The organism is Streptomyces sp. NWU339, from assembly GCF_003143855.1.
Classification (GTDB): domain Bacteria; phylum Actinomycetota; class Actinomycetes; order Streptomycetales; family Streptomycetaceae; genus Streptomyces.
The window spans coordinates 149,526-170,739 of record NZ_QFRK01000009.1 but is presented as its reverse complement, the minus strand read 5'-3'; the positions used below and the strand labels follow the sequence as shown (position 1 = coordinate 170,739).

At 72.4% G+C, this 21,214-nt stretch carries 17 protein-coding genes; 16 read left to right on the top strand and 1 reads right to left on the bottom strand.

Annotated elements, in window-relative coordinates:
• Positions 1–3 precede the first annotated feature (3 nt).
• The 10 genes from DIZ27_RS13385 (at position 4) to DIZ27_RS13335 (ending at position 14,089) form a co-directional block, all read left to right on the top strand.
• The gene (locus DIZ27_RS13385) at positions 4–921 is read left to right on the top strand and encodes a LysR family transcriptional regulator (RefSeq protein WP_109378598.1); all 918 of its coding nucleotides are present in this window, start codon (positions 4–6) and stop codon (positions 919–921) included.
• 263 nt (positions 922–1,184) lie between these two features.
• On the top strand, positions 1,185–2,159 hold the full coding sequence (locus tag DIZ27_RS13380) for an aryldialkylphosphatase (RefSeq protein WP_109378597.1): 975 nt from the start codon (positions 1,185–1,187) through the stop codon (positions 2,157–2,159).
• A 58-nt stretch (positions 2,160–2,217) separates the two neighbouring features.
• On the top strand, positions 2,218–3,168 hold the full coding sequence (locus DIZ27_RS13375; protein WP_258308351.1) for a phosphotriesterase: 951 nt from the start codon (positions 2,218–2,220) through the stop codon (positions 3,166–3,168).
• Positions 3,169–3,212: 44 nt separating this feature from the next.
• Complete coding sequence (locus DIZ27_RS13370; protein ID WP_109378595.1) at positions 3,213–4,328, top strand: NAD(P)/FAD-dependent oxidoreductase; 1,116 nt, start codon at positions 3,213–3,215, stop codon at positions 4,326–4,328.
• Positions 4,329–4,332: 4 nt separating this feature from the next.
• Entirely contained in the window at positions 4,333–5,256 is a 924-nt protein-coding gene (locus tag DIZ27_RS13365; protein WP_109378594.1) for an alpha/beta hydrolase, read from the top strand.
• A 34-nt stretch (positions 5,257–5,290) separates the two neighbouring features.
• Positions 5,291–6,286 (top strand): MBL fold metallo-hydrolase, encoded by a 996-nt coding sequence (locus tag DIZ27_RS13360; RefSeq protein ID WP_109378593.1) that lies wholly within the window; start codon positions 5,291–5,293, stop codon positions 6,284–6,286.
• Positions 6,283–8,019, top strand: coding sequence for a CocE/NonD family hydrolase (locus DIZ27_RS13355; RefSeq protein ID WP_109378592.1), 1,737 nt, complete (start codon positions 6,283–6,285; stop codon positions 8,017–8,019). The genes DIZ27_RS13360 and DIZ27_RS13355 overlap by 4 nt, the downstream gene beginning before the upstream one ends.
• A 642-nt stretch (positions 8,020–8,661) precedes the next feature.
• Positions 8,662–9,600 carry an alpha/beta hydrolase family protein gene (locus DIZ27_RS13345; RefSeq protein WP_375231965.1) on the top strand — a complete coding sequence of 313 codons (939 nt, stop codon included), beginning with the start codon at positions 8,662–8,664 and terminating at the stop codon, positions 9,598–9,600.
• A gap of 220 nt (positions 9,601–9,820) precedes the next feature.
• Positions 9,821–12,682 carry a helix-turn-helix transcriptional regulator gene (locus DIZ27_RS13340; RefSeq protein WP_109378590.1) on the top strand — a complete coding sequence of 954 codons (2,862 nt, stop codon included), beginning with the start codon at positions 9,821–9,823 and terminating at the stop codon, positions 12,680–12,682.
• Positions 12,683–12,823: 141 nt separating this feature from the next.
• Positions 12,824–14,089 carry a helix-turn-helix domain-containing protein gene (locus DIZ27_RS13335; protein ID WP_109378589.1) on the top strand — a complete coding sequence of 422 codons (1,266 nt, stop codon included), beginning with the start codon at positions 12,824–12,826 and terminating at the stop codon, positions 14,087–14,089.
• A gap of 4 nt (positions 14,090–14,093) precedes the next feature.
• On the opposite strand, the gene DIZ27_RS13330 is transcribed toward DIZ27_RS13335, so the two are convergent.
• Complete coding sequence (locus tag DIZ27_RS13330) at positions 14,094–15,302, bottom strand: erythromycin esterase family protein (RefSeq protein WP_109378588.1); 1,209 nt, start codon at positions 15,300–15,302, stop codon at positions 14,094–14,096.
• A gap of 58 nt (positions 15,303–15,360) precedes the next feature.
• Between DIZ27_RS13330 and DIZ27_RS13325 the strand changes: the two genes are divergently transcribed.
• From DIZ27_RS13325 to DIZ27_RS13300, 6 genes are all read left to right on the top strand, one after another.
• The gene (locus DIZ27_RS13325) at positions 15,361–16,095 is read left to right on the top strand and encodes a TioE family transcriptional regulator (RefSeq protein WP_109378587.1); all 735 of its coding nucleotides are present in this window, start codon (positions 15,361–15,363) and stop codon (positions 16,093–16,095) included.
• 159 nt (positions 16,096–16,254) lie between these two features.
• The gene (locus tag DIZ27_RS13320; protein ID WP_109378586.1) at positions 16,255–17,037 is read left to right on the top strand and encodes an ABC transporter ATP-binding protein; all 783 of its coding nucleotides are present in this window, start codon (positions 16,255–16,257) and stop codon (positions 17,035–17,037) included.
• Positions 17,034–17,846, top strand: a complete 813-nt coding sequence (locus DIZ27_RS13315) for an ABC transporter ATP-binding protein (RefSeq protein ID WP_109378585.1) — start codon at positions 17,034–17,036, stop codon at positions 17,844–17,846. The genes DIZ27_RS13320 and DIZ27_RS13315 overlap by 4 nt, the downstream gene beginning before the upstream one ends.
• Positions 17,843–18,739, top strand: coding sequence for a branched-chain amino acid ABC transporter permease (locus tag DIZ27_RS13310; protein WP_109378584.1), 897 nt, complete (start codon positions 17,843–17,845; stop codon positions 18,737–18,739). The genes DIZ27_RS13315 and DIZ27_RS13310 overlap by 4 nt, the downstream gene beginning before the upstream one ends.
• Positions 18,732–19,883 carry a branched-chain amino acid ABC transporter permease gene (locus tag DIZ27_RS13305; protein WP_109378583.1) on the top strand — a complete coding sequence of 384 codons (1,152 nt, stop codon included), beginning with the start codon at positions 18,732–18,734 and terminating at the stop codon, positions 19,881–19,883. Before DIZ27_RS13310 ends, DIZ27_RS13305 begins: the two co-directional genes overlap by 8 nt.
• Positions 19,880–21,166 (top strand): ABC transporter substrate-binding protein, encoded by a 1,287-nt coding sequence (locus tag DIZ27_RS13300; RefSeq protein WP_109378582.1) that lies wholly within the window; start codon positions 19,880–19,882, stop codon positions 21,164–21,166. The genes DIZ27_RS13305 and DIZ27_RS13300 overlap by 4 nt, the downstream gene beginning before the upstream one ends.
• The last annotated feature ends 48 nt before the right edge of the window (positions 21,167–21,214 follow it).

The window sequence follows — 21,214 nt, the reverse complement described above, 5'->3', positions numbered from 1 at the left end:
CACATGGGCGAAGAGGGCACCGCGGGTTCGGGGCTGGACCGACTGGCATCGGTCAACCTCAACCTGTTGGTGCCCCTCCTCGCGCTCCTCGAGGAGCGTTCGGTGACCAGGGCCGCGGAGCGGGTCGGTCTGTCACAGCCGGCGATGAGCCACGCCCTCACGAGAATGCGACGGCTGCTGGGTGACGACCTCGTCGTCCGGCAAGGCGCAAGCCTCACGCTGACCCCGCGCGCGCTGGAGCTGATCGCGCCACTGCGCAGTGCCCTGGAGCAGACGGCGCACATCGTGAACTTCCCCTGCTTCGATCCCGCCACGGACCGGCGCGTCATCACGATCGCCATGACGACCAGCACGGCGTTCGTCGTCGGTCCCCGACTGGCGCGGCTCATCGCCGAGCGTGCGCCCCACGCCACGTTGCGTCTGCGGACGATCACGGTGCCGACGGAGGCCACCTTCACCGACAAGGGCGTCGACGTCGTGCTGCTCTCCGAGGGGCACTTCTCGCCGTACCCGCGCGAGCGGCTGTACGACGACCGCTGTGTGGTGGTGGCCTCACCGGACACGCCACCGGAAGCGAGCGCGCTCGACCTCCTGACCACTCAGCCGCACGTCGTCGTCGACACCGACCGGCGCGTCTTCCCGTATTCGGTGCTCGACGAGAAGGGCATCACCTACCACGTCGGCCAGTTGAGCTCCGACTTCCTGTTGGTGCCCTTCCTGGTGGCGCGCGCAGGCGGCGTCGCTCTCCTCCGGTACCGGGTCGCCGCCGCCATGCAGGCGCTCGCCGATCTGCGGATCGAGGAGTTCCCGTTCCCGCTCCCCGGGCTCGGGATGGACATGGTCTGGAACCCCCGACTGGCCGATCAGTACTTCATGGAATGGCTCCGGGCGCTGCTGTTCGACGTCGCGACCAACCTCTGACGCCGCCAACGCTCTCCTTCACATCCTCTGCATCCGTCATATCTGCCATATCCGCGATGTCCGCGACGGCGTCGACGGCGAGGCCGGCGCCCCCCGAACGGCCTTGACGTGCGGCGCCGGGCGGGGAGTCCCGGTTTGTCCGTCCTGTTCCCCGCACATCGTTTTACGTGTCGTTCATTTCATTGACGCTATGTAAACCGAATCGATACTGTGCCAGCAGCCACAGGGTGCTGTGCACCCCACCTGAACACGTGAGGGCAGGCATGAGCGTCAAGAGCAACACCGTCAACACCGTTCTGGGCCCGGTGCCGACCGAGCAGCTGGGCGTCGTCGCGGTCCACGAGGCCCTGCTCTCCGTGGTCCCGGGTGCCGAGCACGCGTACGACATCACCATCGACCGCGCCGAGATCTTCGAGACCCTCGCCGCGAAGCTGAAGGACTTCCGCGCCCACGGCGGCGGCACGATCGTCGACAGCACCGGCATGTTCCACGGCCGGGACGTCCGGCTGTACGAGGCCCTCTCCCGCACGACCGGCGTGCACATCGTCGCCTCTACGGGGCAGGGCCCGGAGGAACTGCTCGGCGGCTACTTCCTCACGCCGCAGACCAACCCGCCGACACCGTGGTCGGCCGAGAAGTTCGCCGACCTCTTCGCCAAGGAGGTCACCGAGGGCATGGTGGTCCCCCGCGTGGAGCGCCGCGGCGCCGCCGGCCTGGTGGCCACCACCGCGACCCTCGAGGGCATGACCGCGACCGACGAGAGCCTGTTCCGCGGCGCGGCGCGGGCCGCCCTGAGCACCGGCGTCGCGGTCTCCGTCCGCTACGGGAGCGACGCCGTCCACGACCTCGACGTCGTCCTGGACGAGAAGCTTCCGGCCGACCGCGTCGTCGTCGGCGGACTCGACCGCAAGGACGCCGTCGCCACCGACGCCCCCCTCGAGATCGCCCGCCGCGGCGCCCACGTCGCGCTCGACCACGTCGGTGTGGAGGACGAGGCCCACATCACCGACGCCGAGCGCGCCGACCTGGTCGCCGACCTGGTGCGGGCCGGCTTCGGCAACCGGGTCCTGCTCTCGAGCAACGCGACCGGCGTGGCGAAGGGCCACCCCGGCAACGACCTCCCGTACAGCTACGTCCTGACCACCTTCGTCCCGCTCCTGAAGGCACGGGGTCTCAGCGACGAGGACACGCAGCGGATCCTCGTGGAGAACCCGCGCGACCTGCTGTCGACGCGCTGAGCGCGCCGGCACGAACGACCATCGAGTTTCTTCAGCAAAGGTGAGTGTTGTGTCGAGAGTGAACACTGTCCTGGGGCCGATCCCGGCAGAGGAACTGGGTCTCGTGGCCATCCACGAGCACATTGGCTACGGCATGCCCGGCTCCGAGCTGGACACGAAGTGGTGGAAGACCCCCGAGCAGCGGTACGAGGAGACCGTCCCGAAGCTGCGCAGGTTCCACGAGCTGGGCGGCGGCACCTTCGTCGACGCGACCGGGATCTGCAACGGCCGCGACGTCGACTACTACAAGTCGCTGTCCGCGAAGACCGGCGTCCACATCGTCGCCTGCACCGGCTTCGTCGGCGGTGACACCGCCCTGCCGCACTTCGCCCGGGCCGACGTGGACTACCTGACCCGCCAGTTCGTCCACGAGATCACCGTCGGTATCGGCGACACCGGCAGCCTCGCCGGTGTCATCAAGGTCGGGGTGAGCCGTGGCGGCCGCATGACGGACCTGGACAAGCGCATCTACCGGGCCGCGGCCCGCGCCTCGCTCACCACGGGCGTGCCGATCCTGACCCACCTCGCGATCGACGCCGAGAACGCGGTCGCGATCTTCAACGAAGAGGGCCTTCCCCTGGACCGCGTCCTGTTCGGGCACGTCGACGACGGCGTGAACGCCGACAAGACGCGCGACGTCTGGATCGCGGAGCAGGGCGGGCGCATCGGCTTCGACACCTTCGGCTACGAGACCGAGCTGCCGGACCCGCCGTTCTGGGCCCGCCCCCGCCAGGAGCGGCTGGACCACTTCCTCCGGTTCATCGGCGACGGCCGGCTGCACCAGGTCCTCGCCTCCGCCGACGCCAACTGCAGCCCCCTGGGCTGGCCGGGCGTGAAGGGCCACACCGTCAACTACATCTTCGAGGACCTCATCCCGGACCTCCGCACCGCCGGTCTCGACGAGGCCGCGATCAAGACGATCTTCGTCGACAACCCGGCCGACTTCCTCACCCTCCGGAAGTCCTCCTGATCCTTCAGCGCTTTTCTGCCCCTCCAGAATCAGAGAGAACCACCATGCAGACCTCAGAACTGAAGAACCTGAAGATCGCCATCGTCGGAGCGGGCTACGGCGGCGCGGCGGCGGCCAAGGCCCTCAGCCTGCTCGGTGCCGACGTCGACGTCTACGAGCAGGCGACCCAGATCCGGGAGGTCGGCGCCGGCATCGGTCTGCGGCCCTCCACCATGAACCGTTTCCGCGAGTGGGGGATCTTCGACGCGATCGCGAAGGTGAGCTCGCCGAGCGAGTACTTCGAGATCCTCACGGCCACCGGTGACCCGATCATGAAAGAGGCGTGGCCGGCCTCCGGCGAGCAGACCCACACCCATCTGATCCACCGCGGTGACTTCATCGAAGCCCTCCTGGGCGTGCTGCCCGAGGGCATGGTGCACCTCGGGCACAAGCTGGAGAGCATCCAGGACGACGGCGACCGCTCCGTCCTCACCTTCGCGAACGGCAAGACCATCGAGGCCGACCTGGTCGTCGGTGCCGACGGCATCAAGTCGGTGGTGCGCCACCAGCTGTTCAGCGACAAGGGCCCGGTGTTCTCGGGCGAGCACGCCTACCGCGCCGTCATCTCCGTCGACGACGCCCACGGGATGGTCACCGACGACAACCTGCGGATGTACATCGGCAGGGGCACGAAGATCTACCTGCTGCCGCTGCGCCACCGCGGCCAGGTGTCGTTCGACATCACCGCCCTGTGCCCGGACAGCACCTGGAACCCGCAGAACACGAAGGAGGACATGCTGGCGACGGTGGAGGGCTTCGACGAGCGCCTCGTCAGCATCACGCGTGACCTCGACATGAAGACCGTGAACATCCGAGCGGTCTACGACATCGACCCGGTCGACACGTGGCACTCGGACTCCGTCGTCCTGGTGGGCGACGCCGCCCACTCGATGCTGCACCACCAGGGCCAGGGCGCGAACTCCGCCATCGAGGACGCCGGCGCGCTCGCCGACGCCCTGCGGGACGCGGACTCCCTGAAGGAAGCGCTGGCCCAGTACCAGGCCACCCGCAAGCCGGAGACCGACAAGCTGCAGGCCATCTCGCGTCAGGGGTGGAGCGCCGAAGAGATCGACGACGTCTTCCCCGGCCAGAAGCCTGCGGCCGCCGCCCCGAAGGAGTAACACCATGCCCCTGCATCCTGAGATCGCCAAGTTCCTCGCCGGTCTGCCGACCCCGCCCGAGGGCCCGCTCGACCCGGTCGCCATGCGCGCCGGGGACGAGGCGCACGTCGCTCCGCCCGAGGAGCGCCTGCCGCTCCACGCGGTCGAGGACGTGACCGCGCGGACGGCGTCGGGCGAGGTACCGGTGCGGATCTACACGCCGGCCGAGGCCGACCGCCACGGCGTGCTGGTCTACTTCCACGGTGGCGCGTTCTTCCTCGGCAGCCTGGAGACGCACGACCACGTCGCGCGCTCGCTGGCGAAGGAGACCGGGCTCAAGGTCGTCTCCGTCGGCTTCCGCCTGGCGCCCGAGGCCGCCTTCCCCGCCGGTCTCGACGACTGCTACGCGGTCGTGCGGTGGGTCGCCGAGGAGGGTGAGAGCCTGGCTTGGGACGGCACGACGCTCGCCGTCGCCGGCGACAGCTCCGGCGGCAACTTCGTCGCCGCGGTCGCGGCCAGGGCACACGACGACGGCTTCGACCGGATCACGCACCAGATCCTCTACTACCCCTCGCTGGACCTGGACTTCGACGTCGACCGCTATGCCTCGCTGCGGGAGAACGCCGTGGGCTACGGCCTGGAGACGGCGGGGCTGAAGCCCTTCAACGCCTTCTACATCGACAGCGGCGCCGATCCCGCGGATCCGCTCGTCTCGCCGATCAAGCGGGCGGACCTCACCGGGCTGCCGCCGGCCCTCGTGGTCACCGCGGAGTACGACCCGATGCGCGACGAGGGCGAACTCTACGGCCGGCGGCTGCGGGAGGCCGGCGTGGAGGCGACGGTGAGCCGGTACGAGGGAGCGGGCCACGGATTCGTCCAGCACTTCTCCTGGATCCCGGAATACCACAGGGTCTTCGCCGAGACGCGCGACTTCCTCGGCCGGAGCTGACCCGGCGACCGCGTACGAGCACAGAAAGAGGGCCATGACGCACGCAGCCACCGTCCATCCCCTGGTTTCCCCGTGGGGCCGGTTCGGTCTCTACAGCTTCTTCATCGACGCACCCGAGCCGGCCGTCGTCGACACCGGGATCGCCTCCTCGCCCGCCGAAGGGATGGTTCCCGCGCTCGAGGCGATCGGGCGCCGCATCGAGGACGTGCGCTGGATCCTGCTGACCCACGGTCACATCGACCACGTCGGCGGGGCGCACGCCCTGTGGGAGCTCACCGGCCGGCGCGCACAGGTGGTGATCCACGAGGCCGACGCCCCGATGCTCCGCTCGCGGCGGGCCCACGTGGAGGAGTACCTCGCGGGACGGGGCCGGTACCTGGGCGACCCGGAGGGAGAGGCGAAGGTGACGGCCGCCGCGCAGGCCGTCATCTCCGGCGAGATGGAGCCCACCCTGCTCCTCAAGGGCGGCGAGACCATCTCGCTGGGCGGCGGCGTCACCGTCTCGGCGCACTCGATCCCGGGCCACACGCCCGGATCGGTCGCCTACGTCGTCGACGGACAGCGCTCGGTGTTCGTCGGCGACTCCGTGCAGGTCCACGGGGCCGCCAACGGCTTCCCGGGCTACACGGACCCGGTCGCCTACCGCACCAGTCTCGAGTACCTGCGGGACGAGATCCGTCCGCAGCGGCTGTACCTCGGGCACCCCTACCGCCGCGCGGACGGCACGCCGTACGGCGTCGAGCTCGACGCCGTACAGGCCCGGGAGGCCATCGACCAGAGCCTCGCTGTCGAGGGCCGGGTCGCCGACGCCGCCTGCGGCTGCCTGCGGGCCGGCCTGGAGGAGACGGATTCGCCGTACTCCCCGTTCGCCCGCGCCGCCGAGGAGCTCGGCTACACCGGCGACCCCACGCTCGAGCCGTCGCCGTTCTTCACGTCGATGCACGGCTACCGCACGCACCTCGACCAGAACTTGTACCGCACTGTCCTGGGGGACGCCCCCCAGGCCCCCGGAGGAGCTTCACACTCATGACTGACTTCCAGACGATCCAGGCGGGCGGGCAGAAGATCGCCGTCCGCAAGGATCTCCGGATCCCGATGCGCGACGGTGCCATGCTGGCGGCCGACACCTACAGCGGCGTCGAGGACAAGCCGCGTCCGGCGCTCGTGGCGCTCAGCCCGTACGGCAAGGAGCTGCAGGCCCTCGCCCTCACCACGCCACCGCAGCGGCGCCCCAGCCCGATGTGGGACGGCTGCATCGAGGCCGGTGACATCGCGCGCGTCGTCCAGGAGGACTACGTCCACGTCATCGGCGACCTGCGCGGCTCCGGCGCCTCCGAGGGCGAGCACATCGGCAACTACAACGCCGGTGGCGTCCCGCTCGGCCAGGACGCGTACGACTTCATCGAGTGGGTCGCCCGGCAGCCGTGGTGCGACGGAAACGTCGGCATGATCGGCATCTCCTACTTCGGCTCGATGCAGGTGCTGGCGGCGGCCGAGCGGCCGCCGAGCCTCAAGGCGATCTTCGTCAGCGGCGGCCACTACGACTTCTACGAGACCACCTACCACGGTGGCGTCATGTGGTTCATGCCGCGCGCCGCCCGTGAGGGGCGCGGTGGCGACTCCGGCTGGGCCTTCACCGACGGCGTCAAGTCCCGCATGCTGGAGACCTTCTCCCCCGAGGAGATCAAGGAGCGCGTCGCCGAGCGACTGAAGGACCCGGACGTGGCCGCCTGGCCGAACCTGGTCCACGTGCTGAACTACCCGAAGAACCACGAGGCCTGGTTCGACATCGTGATGAACGAGGTCGACGGCGAGTGGTACGAGGAGCGCAACCCGGTCACCCTCGCACCGAACATCGACATCCCCGTCTGGCTCCAGATCGACCAGGGCCGCGGCTGGACGGTGGACGGCACCATCGAGGTCTTCAACCGCCTCAAGGGTCCCAAGAAGCTGGACATCGGCCCCTACCCGCCCATGCAGTCGCGCCCCTTCATCGAAGAGCACGACAAGATGTTCCGCTGGTACGACTACTGGATCAAGGGCATCGACAACGGCGTCATGGACGAGCCCGCCGTCACCGTCCACGTCGAGGGCTCGCGCGAGTACGTCACCGGGGCGCAGTGGCCGCCGAAGGAGGTGGAGCACAAGGCGCTCTACCTCCGCCCGCGCCGCAAGCTCTCCTTCGAGCCCGAGCCGATGGGCGCCGAGTACGCCGCCCCCGACGGCTTCTACCAGGCGCCGCTGACGGTGACCGACAAGGTGGAGATGCTCAGCTGGAGCACCGAGCCGTTCACCGAGCCCACCGAGATGATCGGTCAGGGCGCGGCGCACCTCTTCGCGGAGATCGACCAGCCCGACACGAACTTCATCCTGCGCATGTGGGACGAGGCCCCGAACGGCAAGCGCCAGCTCATCACGACCGCCTACCTCAAGGCATCGCACCGCGAACTCGACGAGGAGCGCACCACGGAGGGCGACCCCTACCACCCGCACACGCGTGCGGTGCCGGTCGAGCCGGGGAAGATCGAGGAGTACGTGCTGCGCGTCTACCCGTTCGCGGCGACGTTCCTGCCCGGCCACAAGCTGGTCGTGGAGCTCTCCAACGCCGAGCCGCTGGCCGACGAGCACAACGCCCTGCTGCCGCCGGACGCCTTCCACCTGCCGGTGGGCCGCCCCGTCACCCACAAGATCTACCGTGACGCCGCGCACCCCTCCCGGCTCGTGCTGCCGTTCACGACGGTCACGGCGGCAGACGCGCGCTGACCCCGCCCGCGCGGACGGGCGCGTACCACCGATCCGCTCCCGGCGCGGCCCGCGCCGTCGGCCGCGCCGGGAGCAGAGGTCCCTCACGGGAACGGCGGGCGGTTTCAGTGGGCTTCCACGACCTCCTGGAACGACTGCATGCAGGGAAAGCAGTGGCGGTCCGTCGCGTGGCGCCGACGGGACTCCTCCTCCTTCTCCACCCCGCACAACGTGGCCCTCTTGTCCGTGGTCAGGACATGCCACACAGGCTCCCCCGAAGTGTCTGCACCGCACCACATCTCGTGCATTCCCAGCTCCCTCCGGGTAGGCAGGCCGCTTCCATCCGAGCACGGCGCGGGCCGAACCGACTCCCGGAGAGAGCCATGCGGGTGAAGCGCGGGCAAGTGCGCTCGGGTTCCCGCACGGCGGTCCCCGCCGCCCGGTGGGCCGCCGACGGAGGGGGCTGACGGGCCTGGGGAGCGGCGCGACGAGGCGGCGGAACGAGACCGGTGAGATTGCCGGTCCGCGCCGGCCCCCTCCGCACCGACAGTGGCAACCGCCAGCCCCAGAGGCGGCGCCCACGGTCGGAGCACGGTCACTCCCACGTCGTACCCCGTGCACCGGCCGCCGGGCGGCTCGCCGCGACAGAGAGGACCACTCGTCGTGCAGCAGCACCCCCACACCAGCACCTTGGCCGTGACCACGCACCCGGGCCGCACCCGGCGTGGCAGAACCGGACGGCTCGCCGGACTGGCCGCAGCCGTCGCCGCCGTCGTCGGCCTCACCACCCTCACCGGTCCCGGCGCCCACGCCGCGGACAACCCCTACGAGCGCGGTCCGGCGCCGACCGAATCCAGCATCGAGGCGCTGCGCGGCCCGTACTCCGTCTCCGACGTATCCGTCTCCTCGCTCTCCGTGAGGGGATTCGGCGGAGGCACCATCTACTATCCGAACAGCACCGCTGACGGAACGTTCGGCGCGATCGCCATCTCGCCCGGCTACACCGCCTACCAGTCCTCCATCGCCTGGCTGGGCCCGCGCCTGGCCTCGCAGGGCTTCGTGGTGTTCACCATCGACACGAACACCACGCTCGACCAGCCCGCCTCCCGCGGTGACCAGCTGCTGGCCGCGCTGGACTACCTGACCCGGAGCAGTGCGGTCCGCAGCCGTATCGACAGCAGCCGCCTCGGCGTCATGGGCCACTCGATGGGCGGCGGCGGCACCCTCGAAGCCGCGAAGGACCGCCCCTCACTGCAGGCGGCGATCCCGTTGACGCCCTGGAACCTCGACAAGACCTGGCCCGAGGTCCGCACCCCGACCCTGATCTTCGGGGCCGACGGCGACACGATCGCCCCGGTCTCCACCCACGCCGAGCCCCTCTACACCGGTCTGCCGTCCTCCCTCGACCGGGCCTACCTGGAACTGAACAACGCCACCCACTTCACGCCCAACTCGAACAACACCACGATCGCGAAGTACAGCATCTCGTGGCTGAAGCGGTTCATCGACAACGACACCCGCTACGAGCGGTTCCTGTGCCCGCTGCCGCAGCGGAGCCTGACGATCGAGGAGGCACGGGGCAACTGCCCGCACACGTCCTGAGGTTCCGCTGAGCCTCGACCCGGTGGCGGCCCGCACGCGGTGCGCGGGCCGCCACCGGCGTTGTGCGTGTGCACCACCGGGGGCCGCTCAACTTGGTCCGCAGCACACTCCGTTCCCCGCTTCCGTGACGAAAAGCCGCTGGTAGAAAGGCGGTTGGGCCGGTTGGTGCGTGCGGACGGACGTCTTCCGCCGTTTCTTACGCGTGAGTAACGTCACGGAGATGACCGGACAGACGACCCCCGGACCCGCTCCGCTCCGGTACCGCCCGGGACCCCGGCGGCAGGCGCTCGCCGCGCTGCTGGACGGGCTGCGCACCGACGGCGGTGCCCATGTGGTGACCGGTGAACCCGGTGGCGGACGTACGGCCTTCCTGGAGTTCGCCGCACGCTCCTTCCATGCCGGACCGGTGTGGCACGTCCGAGCCGATCCGGCCCGGACCCCGCGGCCGCACAGCGGTCTGCGCACCCTGCTGCGTGCCGCCGGCCGCTCCGTGCGCCTGTCCGACGACGGTACGGCGGACAAGGTGTTCCTGGACGTCCTGCGCGAGGCGTCGGCCCGTTCGGCCCTGCTGGTGTGCGTGGACGACGCACACCTGTGGGACCCCGCCTCGCGCGCCGTGCTGGGCCGGGCGGCGGCACGCGTGCACACGGCGGACGGCGCCCACCGGGTCGGGCTGCTCTTCACCGTACCGGGACACCGGCCCGTGGCCCCGGAGTTGGCCGGGCTGCCGGTGCTGGACCTCGCCCCGCTCACGCCCGGGGACGCGGCGGGACTCCTGCACGACCTGACGGACGGTGCCGTCGACCCCGCCGTCCGCGACGAACTGGTGATTGAGGCGCAGGGCAATCCCGCACTGCTGGTGGCCCTGATCCACCGTCTCTCGCCCGCCCAACTCCGCGGCCGGCGCGCGCTGCCCCGCCCACCGGCCGACGCCGGGACACTGGCCGCCGTCGCCGGCGGGTGCCTGACCGGTGTGCGGCCCGACCACGCCGGCCTGCTGCTGTCGGTCGCGGCGGCGACACGTGTCACGGGCGAGCCGGACGCCGAGGCGTCGCTCGTACGGCGGGCGGCGGCCGTACTCGAAGGGCGGGGGGAGGTACCGGGCGTGGGAGTGACCGCCGCCTGCTCCGTACCGGTACCGCATGCCGAACCACCGTTTGACGGAGAGGAGTTGCCCGACCTGCTCGTGCTCTTCGAGGGCCGGATCCGGTTCCGCAGCGCGCTGCTCGGCAGGGCGGTGTACGCCGGTGCGCCGCCCGAACGCCGCCACGCCGCGCACCGCGCGCTGGCCGGGGCGCTCCCGGCACCGCACGGCGTGCTCGCTCTGCTGCACCGCTCGTGGACCGTCCCGGGCCCCGACGCCGGCCTCGCCGCGGAACTGGCCGCTGCCGCAGCCGACGTGACGTCCGGGCTGCCGCCCGGTCCGCGCCGTACGGCCCAGGTGCGTGCCGCCGAACTGACACCGGACGGCGCGGAGCGCGCACACCGGTACACGGCCGCCGCGGAACAGGCCCTGCTCGCCGGGCATCCGCCCGAGGCCCTGCGACTGCTCGACGCCGCCGTGACCTGTCCGGCACCCGCCCCGGTGCGGGGCCGTGCCGAACTGCTCCGTGCCAGGGTGCTCCTGGCCGACGGCCCGGTGGACGACGCCCGCGAGTCCTTCCTGCTCGCCGCCTCCCTCCTCGCGGACCCGAGCCCCGCGGAGTCCGGCGCGGCCGTCCTCGGCGCGGCGGACGCGGCGTGGGCCGCGGGCGACCCGGCGGCCTGCCTCCGCGCCCTCGCCCACGAGGCCCCGCCCGGAACCGGAGACGCGACCGCCCTGCCCCGGACCGAGAACCACGGCCCGGTCGCCCTGCTCCGCGACCACCGGGACGGTATGCGGGCGGTCCTCCAGGGGCGGTTCGACCTTGCCGCCGCCCCGTTGACCCGGGTGGTGGAGCGGGGCCGTCCCGCCGCCGAGCCCGAGCGGCTGCTGCGTTCGGCCGCCGCGGCACTCATGCTCGGCGACGTGACCGCCGCCCGCCGGGCCGGGGCCCGGGCACTGGCCGCGGCACGCACCCTGAGGGCCGCAGCCCTCGAACCGAGGGCCCTGGAATACCTGGCCTACGCCGAACTGCGCGCCGGCCGCCACCAACTCGCCCGGACCCACGCGGAGGAGGGGCTGCGCGCCGCACGCCGGACCGGGCAGCGGAACACGGCCGCCCACCACCACGCGGTGCTGGCCCTCGCCGCATCGATCGAGGGGGCGCAGGAACGCGTCGCCGAGCACACGGCGACCGCGCTCGCCACGGCCCGGCGGCACGGGCTGGCGCAGGCCGCCATGCTCGCCCAGTGGGCGGCGGCCCGTGCCGACCTGGGTGCGGGCCGCCCCCGCGAGGCCGCCGACCGGCTCGGCCCCCTGGTGCGCCCCGGTGCGCGGCGCGGGCACTTCGCGGTGTGGATGCTCGCCGTCCCCTGCTTCGTGGAGGCCACCGCACTGGCCGGGCAGCCCGAGCGCGCCCGCGCGGTGGTCGAGGACTTCGCGCTGTGGGCCGGGTGCGGCGCCGACCCACAGGCTCCCGCCCAACTCCTGCGCTGCCGCGCCCTGCTGGCCGCACCGGAGGCGGCCGACGAGCTGTACCTGCGGGCCCTGGACCGGCACGACGAGACGTCCGGCGACTTCGAACGGGCCCGCACCGAACTGCTGCACGGCAAGTGGCTGCGCCGTCGGCGCCGGCTGCGTGAGGCACGGGCGCGGCTCGGGGAGGCGCTGGTGGACTTCGAGCGCTGCGGCGCGTACCTGTGGGCGCGCCAGGCGGGCGCGGAACTGCGCGCGGGCGGCGCGGCGCCGGGCGGGGCCGGCAGCGGCGAGCCGCCCCGGCACGACGGGCGGGGCCTGTCCCAACTGACCCCGCAGCAACTGCGGATCGCACGGTGTGTCGCCGAAGGCGCCACCAACCGGGAAGTGGCCCTGAGCCTGTCCGTCAGCACCCGCACCGTCGACTACCACCTGCGCAACGTCTTCGCGACGCTCGGTGTCCGCTCCCGGGTCGAGCTCGTCCGGCTGGTCGAACAGGCGGAAAAGGCCAGTGCACACCTCTAGGGACCGACCGGACGGTATGCGATCCTTCGGGGCAGGACGAGTCAGGTGGCGGCCGCCCACGGGCTCCGCGGCCGGCCGGTGGCCGGTACGCGGACCGCCACGCGGGCGCCGCCGGGAAGCCGACCCTGGGGGAGATGCGCGATGCGACACGCTGTACGGCCACGTGGCCTGCCCCGCCCCGGACCCGTGCCCGCACCCGCACCGCGGCCACGGACCCCGCGTGTGCGGTCACTGATCGACGCCGACGCGCTCCGCGTGCTGCACCGCGCCGCCCGGGTCCTGCTGGACGACCTGCCCCGGCTCACCGACCAACTGATAGCCGTGCTCCAGGACCAGGAGCCCGCCTACCGAGCGGCGATCGAGCACGATGCCACCGAGATCTGGCAGGAGGTGCACCGCTCACTGCGGCACAGCGTCTCCTCGCTGCTGGACCCGCGCGGCGCCCGCGACGCCGCGCGCCGCTGTTCCTGGAAGATCGGCGTCACGCGCGCCGAGCAGGGGCTGCCGCTGGACGCGGTGCTGCACGCCTTCCGCCTCGGCGGCTCCCTGGTGTGGCAGGGCCTGGTCGACGAGACCTCCCGGGCGGCCCCCGAAGACGTACGGCTGCTGGTGCACGTGGCGTCGGACGTGTGGCACTTCGTCGACGAGCACTGCACCGTCGTGGCGGACGCCTACCGGCAGACCGAGCGGCAGCTGGCCTGGCGGCGGGAGAACAGGGTGCGGCTGCTGACCGCGGCGCTGCTGGACGGAACCAGCAGGATCGCCGACCTGCCCGAGGCCGCGCTCGCGTTGGAGCTGCCGGAGCAGGGCCGGTACGTGGTCGTCGCGGTCGGCGGTGGCGGACTCACCGCCTGTCCCGGTGCCCAAGCGGTCCTCGCTCCGGGTGTGCGTGTGCACTGGCACACGGGTGTGGACGCGGACCACGGCATCGTACGGGTCGACGACGACACGGAGCCGGTGGTGGCGGACGAGCAGCCGCCGGGCGTACGGGTGGGGGTCAGCAGCGCCGTCGAAGGGCTCGCGGCGGTGGGAGAGGCACGCAGGCTGGCGGACACCGCGCTGAGCCTGTGCCCGGAGACCGGCGGCACGGTCCGGCTGACGGAACACCTGCCGGCGGCGCTGGTGGTGTCGTCCCCCGACCTCGGCACCGCGCTGGCCGACCGGCTGTTCGGTCCGCTGGCGCACCTCGAGCCCGCCGACGCGGAGATCCTGCTGGACACCCTGGCCACCTGGCTGGCCTGCGACGGCTCGGCCCAGCGGGCGAGCAGACGGCTGTACTGCCACCGCAACACCGTCCTCAACCGCCTGCGCCGCTACGAACAACTGACGGGGCGCTCCCTGTCCCGCCCCTTCGACCTGGTCGAGGTCACCCTCGCCCTGACCGCCCGCAGACTCCTCCCGCGCTGACCGCTCACCGGACCTGCGGGACGTCCTTGACGAACACCACCCCGTCGATCCCGGTCAGGTGGGCCGGGTCGAGCGGCATGTAGCCGAACCAGGGGGACTTCCGGGGGACGGGCGGTCGGTCGCCGAGGAGGCCGGCCAGCAGGGTGCCGTCGACGACGCAGCGGTCCTCCGGAAGCGCGTACAGGAATCCTTCGAGGCTGTCCGCCGGCGGGGTGTCCACTCCCCGGTGGCGGATCGTGCCCAGGGCCGTGGCCAGGAAGGCGTACTCCTCGCCCAGCCGGGCGCTCACCAGCGCACCGGCGCTCCACCACTCCAGCAGCGGCTGGTCCCACATGCGCATCGTGCTCTTGTCCCGCTGGAGATGGGCGTTGTGCGCGAAGACCAGGGTCGGGCCCCGTTCGGCGAGGGCGAGGAGGTTGTCGGCCATCATCCGGTCCCGCTGGCCCAGCAGCCGTGTCATGCGGCCCGGTGAGGTGTCGGCCAGCCAGTAGTGGTAGCGCAGCAGGCCGGTGGCGGTGCGCCCGTACAGGCGCGCCCTCTCCCAGTCGTCCCGCGAGGTCGCCGCGATCAGGTGCGGCGTCTCGGCCTCGAGCAGCGCCACCAGGTCGTCGGCGAGCAGCAGCAGTTCCCCGGCCTCAGCCGACCGCCCCACGGACCGGGCCGGGTCCGTCATGACGGCGGGGTGGGTCCACCGGTCGTCGGCGCCGAGCAGACGGTCCAGCGTTTCCGCGGTGCAGGGAAGCAGGTCCGAGGCGAGTCGGGCGGCGAGGAAGCCGTGGAGTGCGGTGAGGGCCTGCCGGGGGCTCGCGGCGCCGGTGATCTCCAGCGGGCCGTCGAAACCGGCGAAGCGGAGCCGCTCGGACGCGGGCCGGCCCTCGTTGTACTCCCGCATCCAGCGCACGAGTTCGCGGTTGGCCGCGGACGCGCCGAACCCGTGGCTGAACCCGCGCTCCATGACCTCGTCGAGGGTGCCCGTGCCCGAGGTGACGTACTCGTCCACGACCAGGCCCATCAGACAGTCGCTCTCGATCGCCACGGTCCGGTAGTCCTCCTGCTCGACGAGCTGCCGGAAGACGTCGTTGCGCAGGTCGAGCAGCGTGTCCTCGCCGTGGGTGGGCTCGCCGAGGGCGAGGAGTCGCGGCCGGGCCCCGAGCAGCTCCATGGCGGCGGCGGCCGTCACGGCACGGGTGATGTCCTTGATGCCAGTAGTCATGCCCTCAACGCTATCGTTGAACTCACGGTGGAGACTTTCCCGCGATACCATCGGACCCGTGGGACGAAACCTTCAAAACGGGGAACGGCTCAGGCCGATCGACCTGGCACGCGGGCACGGTCTGTCCACGCAGGCCGTCCGGAACTACGAGGAGGCCGGCATCCTCCCGCCCGCCGACCGCACCCCCCACGGCTACCGCACTTACACCCCGCTGCACGCGCGTGCCCTGCGCGCCTTCCTCGCCCTGGTGCCCGGCCACGGCCACGCGGTGGCGACGTCGATCATGCGGGCCGTGAACCGGGGCGCGGTCGACGAGGCCCTGCGGACCGTCGACGAGAGCCACGCCCAACTGCTCGACGACCGGCGGACCCTGCAGACGGTGGAGCGAGCCCTCGGCGACCTGGCCTCCACCGCGGCGCCCGGACCCGGCACGGCGGTGTCCGGGACCGGCGGACGGTTCATCGGGCCGCTGGCGGGGGAACTCGACATCCGGCCCGCGACACTGCGCAAGTGGGAGCGCGCCGGGCTGGTGAACCCGCGCCGCGACCCGGTGACCGGCTACCGCGTCTACGAGGAGGCCGACGTACGGGACGCCCGGCTGACCCACCAACTCAGGCGGGGCGGCTACCTGCTGGAGCAGATCGCCCCGCTCATCGCGCAGGTGCGGTCGGCAGGCGGGCCGGAGCCGCTGGAGGCGACACTGCACGACTGGCACGGCCGGCTGTCCGCCCGCGGGCGGGCCATGCTGACCGGGGCGGCCGAACTGGAGGCCTACCTCCGCGCCCGCGGCTGAACCCGGTCCTGGGCAGCCGCACAACCCGTGGCAGCCCCGGTTGGGACGGCGCAGCGAGCGGGGCCCGGAGCCTGTACCGGCCGTTCGCGCCCGTGGTGTCGTGAGCTCCCTTGCCGTCCAAGCCGTTGCCGCCGTGCGGCACGGCCCCGAGGAGCCGTGATGCCCCAAGCACCACCGGACGACCGGCCCGCGCTGTGCGTCGAGAACGTCGACGTGACGTACGGGCGAGCCCTGTCCGCCCTCCGCTCCGTCTCCCTGACCGTGCCGCACGGCGGCGTCGTCACCCTGCTCGGCGCCAACGGCGCGGGCAAGACGACCCTGCTGCGCGCCGTCTCCGGCACGCTGCGTCTGCACCGTGGCGCGATCACGGCCGGCCGCATCCGCTACGGCGAAACCGTGCTCGACGGCAGGGACCCGGTGACGGCGGTACGCGCCGGCGTCGTCCAAGTCCCCGAGGGACGGCGGGTGTTCGCCGGACTCACGGTCGACGAGAACCTCCGCAGCGGCGGTCTGGGACTCGGCCGGCGCGGCCGGGACCAGGTCCACGAGGCGCGGGAGCGCGTGTTCGCGCTCTTCCCCCGGCTCGCCGAACGCACCCACCAGGCCGCGGGCCTGCTGTCCGGGGGCGAGCAGCAGATGCTCGCCATCGGCCGCGCCCTGATGGCCGCCCCCCGGCTGCTGCTCCTCGACGAGCCCTCCCTCGGCCTCGCGCCGCAGATGGTGCAGCGGATCACCGAAGTGATCCGCGAGATCAACACCCAGGGCACCGCCGTGCTCCTGGTCGAGCAGAACGCGGGCATGGCACTCTCCCTCGCCGAGCACGCCCATGTCCTCGAGGTCGGCGAGACCCGCCTGTCCGGCCCCGCCGACGAACTCGCCTGCACCGACGCCGTACGCCGCCTCTACCTGGGCGAGGCGGTCGAGGACCAGGGGGCCGCGTGAACGACCGCACCACCACGGCACCGCCCGCGCCCCCCGTGCTCGACGTACGGGGCGTCACCGTGCGCTTCGCCGGACTCACCGCGCTCGACGACGTCTCCTTCACCGTCGCCCCGGGATCGGTGCACGCGCTCATCGGCCCCAACGGCGCCGGCAAGTCGACCTGCTTCAACGTACTGTCCGGGCTGTGCCGTCCGGCCGCCGGCACGGTGACACTCGGCGACACCGAGCTGACCCGGCTCGCCCCGCACCGCATCGCCGCGCTCGGGGTGGCCCGCACCTTCCAGAACATCGTCACCACCCACGGCACGGTCGCCGACAACCTGATGCTCGGCCGCCACGCCCTGTCCCGATCCGGCTTCGCCGCCAGTGCGCTGCGTCTGCCGCGAGCCGTACGGGAACAGCGCGAGCACCTCGCCCGGGCCCGCGAGATCGCCGAACTGACCGGCCTCGGCGCCCACTTCGACAACCCCGTGGCGCTGCTGTCGTACGGCGACCGCAAGCGCGTGGAACTCGCCCGCGCCCTCTGCCTGGAACCACGTGTGCTGCTGCTCGACGAACCGGTGGCGGGCATGAACTCCGCCGAACGCACCCGCATGGCCGAGGTCGTGGGCGAACTGCGGTCCGAACTCGGCCTGTCCGTCCTCCTGGTGGAGCACGACATGGGACTGGTCATGCGCCTCGCCGACGACGTCACCGTGCTCGACTTCGGCCGCCCCATCGCCCACGGCACCCCCGACGAGGTCCGTCAGGACCCCGAGGTGCTGCGCGCCTACCTCGGCACCGACACCCAGGGGGAGGACGCGGCATGACCGGCTTCCTGGACAACGTCCTCGGCGGCGTCGCGCTCGGCGCGGTCTACGCGCTGGTCGCCCTCGGCTTCGTCGTCATCTTCAAGGCGTCCGGCGTCCTCAACTTCGCCCACGGCTCCCTGCTCCTGTTCGGCGGGTACCTCACCGCCGTCCTGCACGACGACCTCGGCTTCGCCGGCGCGCTGGCGCTGGCGGTCCTCACCACCGCGGCCCTCGCGGGCGCACTCGACCGGTTCCTGCTGCAACGCGGCGGACAGGACGCGCACTCCGCCCATGTGCAGACCATCGTCACCATCGGCGTCGACATCGTCCTGCTGACCGACCTGGCCCGGCGCATCGGCGGTGACCTGCTGTCCCTGGGTGACCCGTGGGGCGACGCGGTGACCGAACTGGGGCCGGTGACCGTCGCCGACAGCCGGCTCGCGGCGATCATGGTGTCCGCGGTGGTCATCGGCGCCGTGTTCGCGCTCTTCCGGTTCACCTCGTGGGGGCTGTCCCTGCGGGCGGCGACGGAGGACCTGGAGGCCGCCGCCCTGATGGGCGTACGGCTCAGCCGGGTGCGGGCAGGCGCCTGGTGCCTGGCGGGCGCGCTCGCCGCGCTGGCCGCGGTGTTCCTCGCCGCGTTCCCGGCACCGGGCCTGGAGCGCACCACCGGCCAGATCGCCCTCAACGCGTTCCCGGCCGCGATCCTCGGCGGGCTGGCCTCCCCGACCGGCGCCCTCGCGGGCAGCCTGCTCATCGGCCTGACCGAGGCGCTGGTCGTCGGCTACCAGTCCGACCTGCACGTCCTCGGTGAGGGCTTCGGCGACGTCGCCCCGTACGCCGTGATGCTGCTGGTGCTCCTGGTACGGCCCGCCGGGCTGTTCGGCGCGAAGGGAGCGGCCCGTGTCTGACCGTCTCCTCGGTGTCCTGACCCACCGCCCGGCCCGCATCCTGCTCCTCGCCGCCGTCCTGTGCCTCCCGCCGTTCTACCTGGACGCCTTCTGGCTCCGCATCGGCCTGTTCTCCATGGCGGCGGCCATCGGCGCCGTCGGCCTCGCCCTGCTCACCGGAACGGCGGGACAACTCTCCCTCGGCCACGCCTTCTTCCTCGCCGTCGGCGCCTACGGCTACGCCTATCTGGCGGGCGAGCCCGGACCGGGACTGCCCCCGGCCCTCGCCGCGCTCCTCGCCGTGGTGCTCACCGGAGCGGCGGGCGGGCTGTTCAGCCCCGTCGCCGCCCGGGTGAAGGGCATCTACCTGGGCATCGCCACCCTCGCCCTGGTCTTCCTCGGCCATCACGTCCTGCTGACCGCCGACTCCGTCACCGGCGGATTCAACGGCCGCTCCGTGCCCCCGCTCACCCTCGGCGGCTTCACCTTCGCGGAGAGCGACCCCGAACTGACCGTGCTCGGGGTGCCGTTCGGCGCGGAGGAGCGGTTGTGGTTCCTGGGCCTGGCGCTGTTCGGGTTCACCTGGTTCACCGCCCGCGGCCTGCTGCGCGGCCGTTCCGGGCGGGCACTGGCCGCCCTGCGCGACAGCGAGACCGCGGCGGCGGTGATGGGCGTCGACATCGCCCGCCACCGCTCGGCGGCCTTCGTGGTGTCGTCCATGTACGCGGGCCTGGCGGGCGTGCTCCTCGCACTCTCCTTCCGCCGGGTCGTCCCGGACTACTTCTCCCTGGTCCTCTCCGTCGACTACCTCGCCATGATCGTCATCGGCGGGCTCGGCTCCGTCGCCGGAGCCACCGCCGGCGCCGTGTTCGTCACCGCGCTCCCGCTGCTGATGACCCGCTACGCCGACCAGCTCCCGCTGGTGGCCGCCCCGGGATCGGGGGAGGGCTCCGTGGGCCCCACCGAGGCCGCCCGCTATCTCTACGGCGCCGCGATCGTCCTCGTCCTGCTGTACGCGCCCGACGGGCTGCACGGCCTGGCCCGTCGGGCCCGCGACCGCGTAGGACGCAGCCGCCCCCGCGCCCCCGCCACGGGCTCAGCCGACTCAGCTTTCTCACCCCCGCAACCGGCCGCAGCCGCACGATCCAAGGAGCACACCCCGTGAACACCACGCGTCACCGGCCCCGCGACCGGCGCCGCACCGCCCCCGCCGCGCTCGCCGGCGCCCTCGCCCTGCTGCTCGCGGCCACCGGATGCAGCTCCAAGGCGGACGACGGCAACGGGGGCGGCGCCTCCGCCGACGGCGTCCGCACCGGCCCCGGCGTCAGCGCCGAGACCATCAGGCTGGGCGCCCTCACCGACCTGACCGGCCCCTACGCCACGCTCGGCAAGAGCATCGTGCAGGCCCAGCAGATGTGGGCCGAGGAGACCAACGCCGACGGCGGCATCTGCGACCGCGAGGTGGAGATCGTCGTCAAGGACCACGGCTACGACGTGCAGAAGGCGGTCACCGCCTACGCCGACATCGCCCCGGACGTCGTCGCCCTGCCGCAGGTCATCGGCTCGCCGGTGGTCGCCGCCCTGCTCGACGACATCGAGCGCGACAGGATGCTCACCTTCCCGCAGGCCTGGGCGGCCTCCCTGCTCGGCAAGGAGGCCATCCAGGTCCTCGGTACCACCTACGACGTCGACATGATCGCCGCGGTCGACTTCCTCACCCGCACCAAGGGGCTGAAGAAGGGCGACACCATCGGCCACGTCTACTTCGAGGGCGACTACGGCGCCAACGCGCTGGAAGGTTCCACCTGGGCGGCGGAGCAGGCCGGACTGAAGGTGGCCGGCCAGAAGATCCAGGCCACGGACACCGACCTGTCCGCGCAGGTCTCGGCCCTGCGCAAGGAGGGCGTGAAGGCCGTCCTGATCAGCGCGGGACCCGCCCAGACGGCCTCCCTCGTCGGCGTCGCCGCCTCCCGCGGCCTGCGCGTCCCCGTCGTCAGCAGCGCGCCGGGCTACGCGCCCCAGCTGATGGAGACCCCCGCCGCACCGGCGCTGGCGGCCATGCTGCACATCGTGAGCGCCGCGCCCGCCGTCAGCTCCGAACTGCCGGGCGTGCAGCGCATGGTGGCGTCGTACAAGAAGAAGTACCCGGACTCGCCGGTCGACTCCGGAGTGCTCTCCGGCTACAACGCCGCGCAGCTCATGGGCGCCGACCTGAAGGCGGCCTGCGAGGCGGGCGGCCTCAGCCGCGAGGACGTGGTCAAGGCGCACCGCTCCCAGAAGAACGCCGACACCGGCCTCGGCACCGCGCAGGACTTCTCCGAGGTCGACCGTCCGGCGAGCATCGAGACGTATGTGCTCAAGCCCGACGCGAAGGCGGTCGGCAGCGTGGTGAACGCCGAGGAGGCGCACACGGCCCCGGGCGTCGAGAAGTACCTCTCCTCGCGTTAGGCGCGCCGAACACCCGGAGGGCCCCGGCGGTCCCGGAGAGGGAGGCGC

Coding starts and splice junctions, on each gene's coding strand:
- DIZ27_RS13385 (WP_109378598.1), top strand. CDS start 4: ATGGGCGAAGAGGGCACCGCGGGTTCGGGGCTGGACCGACTGGCATCG.
- DIZ27_RS13380 (WP_109378597.1), top strand. CDS start 1,185: ATGAGCGTCAAGAGCAACACCGTCAACACCGTTCTGGGCCCGGTGCCG.
- DIZ27_RS13370 (WP_109378595.1), top strand. CDS start 3,213: ATGCAGACCTCAGAACTGAAGAACCTGAAGATCGCCATCGTCGGAGCG.
- DIZ27_RS13365 (WP_109378594.1), top strand. CDS start 4,333: ATGCCCCTGCATCCTGAGATCGCCAAGTTCCTCGCCGGTCTGCCGACC.
- DIZ27_RS13360 (WP_109378593.1), top strand. CDS start 5,291: ATGACGCACGCAGCCACCGTCCATCCCCTGGTTTCCCCGTGGGGCCGG.
- DIZ27_RS13355 (WP_109378592.1), top strand. CDS start 6,283: ATGACTGACTTCCAGACGATCCAGGCGGGCGGGCAGAAGATCGCCGTC.
- DIZ27_RS13340 (WP_109378590.1), top strand. CDS start 9,821: ATGACCGGACAGACGACCCCCGGACCCGCTCCGCTCCGGTACCGCCCG.
- DIZ27_RS13335 (WP_109378589.1), top strand. CDS start 12,824: ATGCGACACGCTGTACGGCCACGTGGCCTGCCCCGCCCCGGACCCGTG.
- DIZ27_RS13330 (WP_109378588.1), bottom strand. CDS start 15,302: ATGACTACTGGCATCAAGGACATCACCCGTGCCGTGACGGCCGCCGCC.
- DIZ27_RS13320 (WP_109378586.1), top strand. CDS start 16,255: ATGCCCCAAGCACCACCGGACGACCGGCCCGCGCTGTGCGTCGAGAAC.
- DIZ27_RS13310 (WP_109378584.1), top strand. CDS start 17,843: ATGACCGGCTTCCTGGACAACGTCCTCGGCGGCGTCGCGCTCGGCGCG.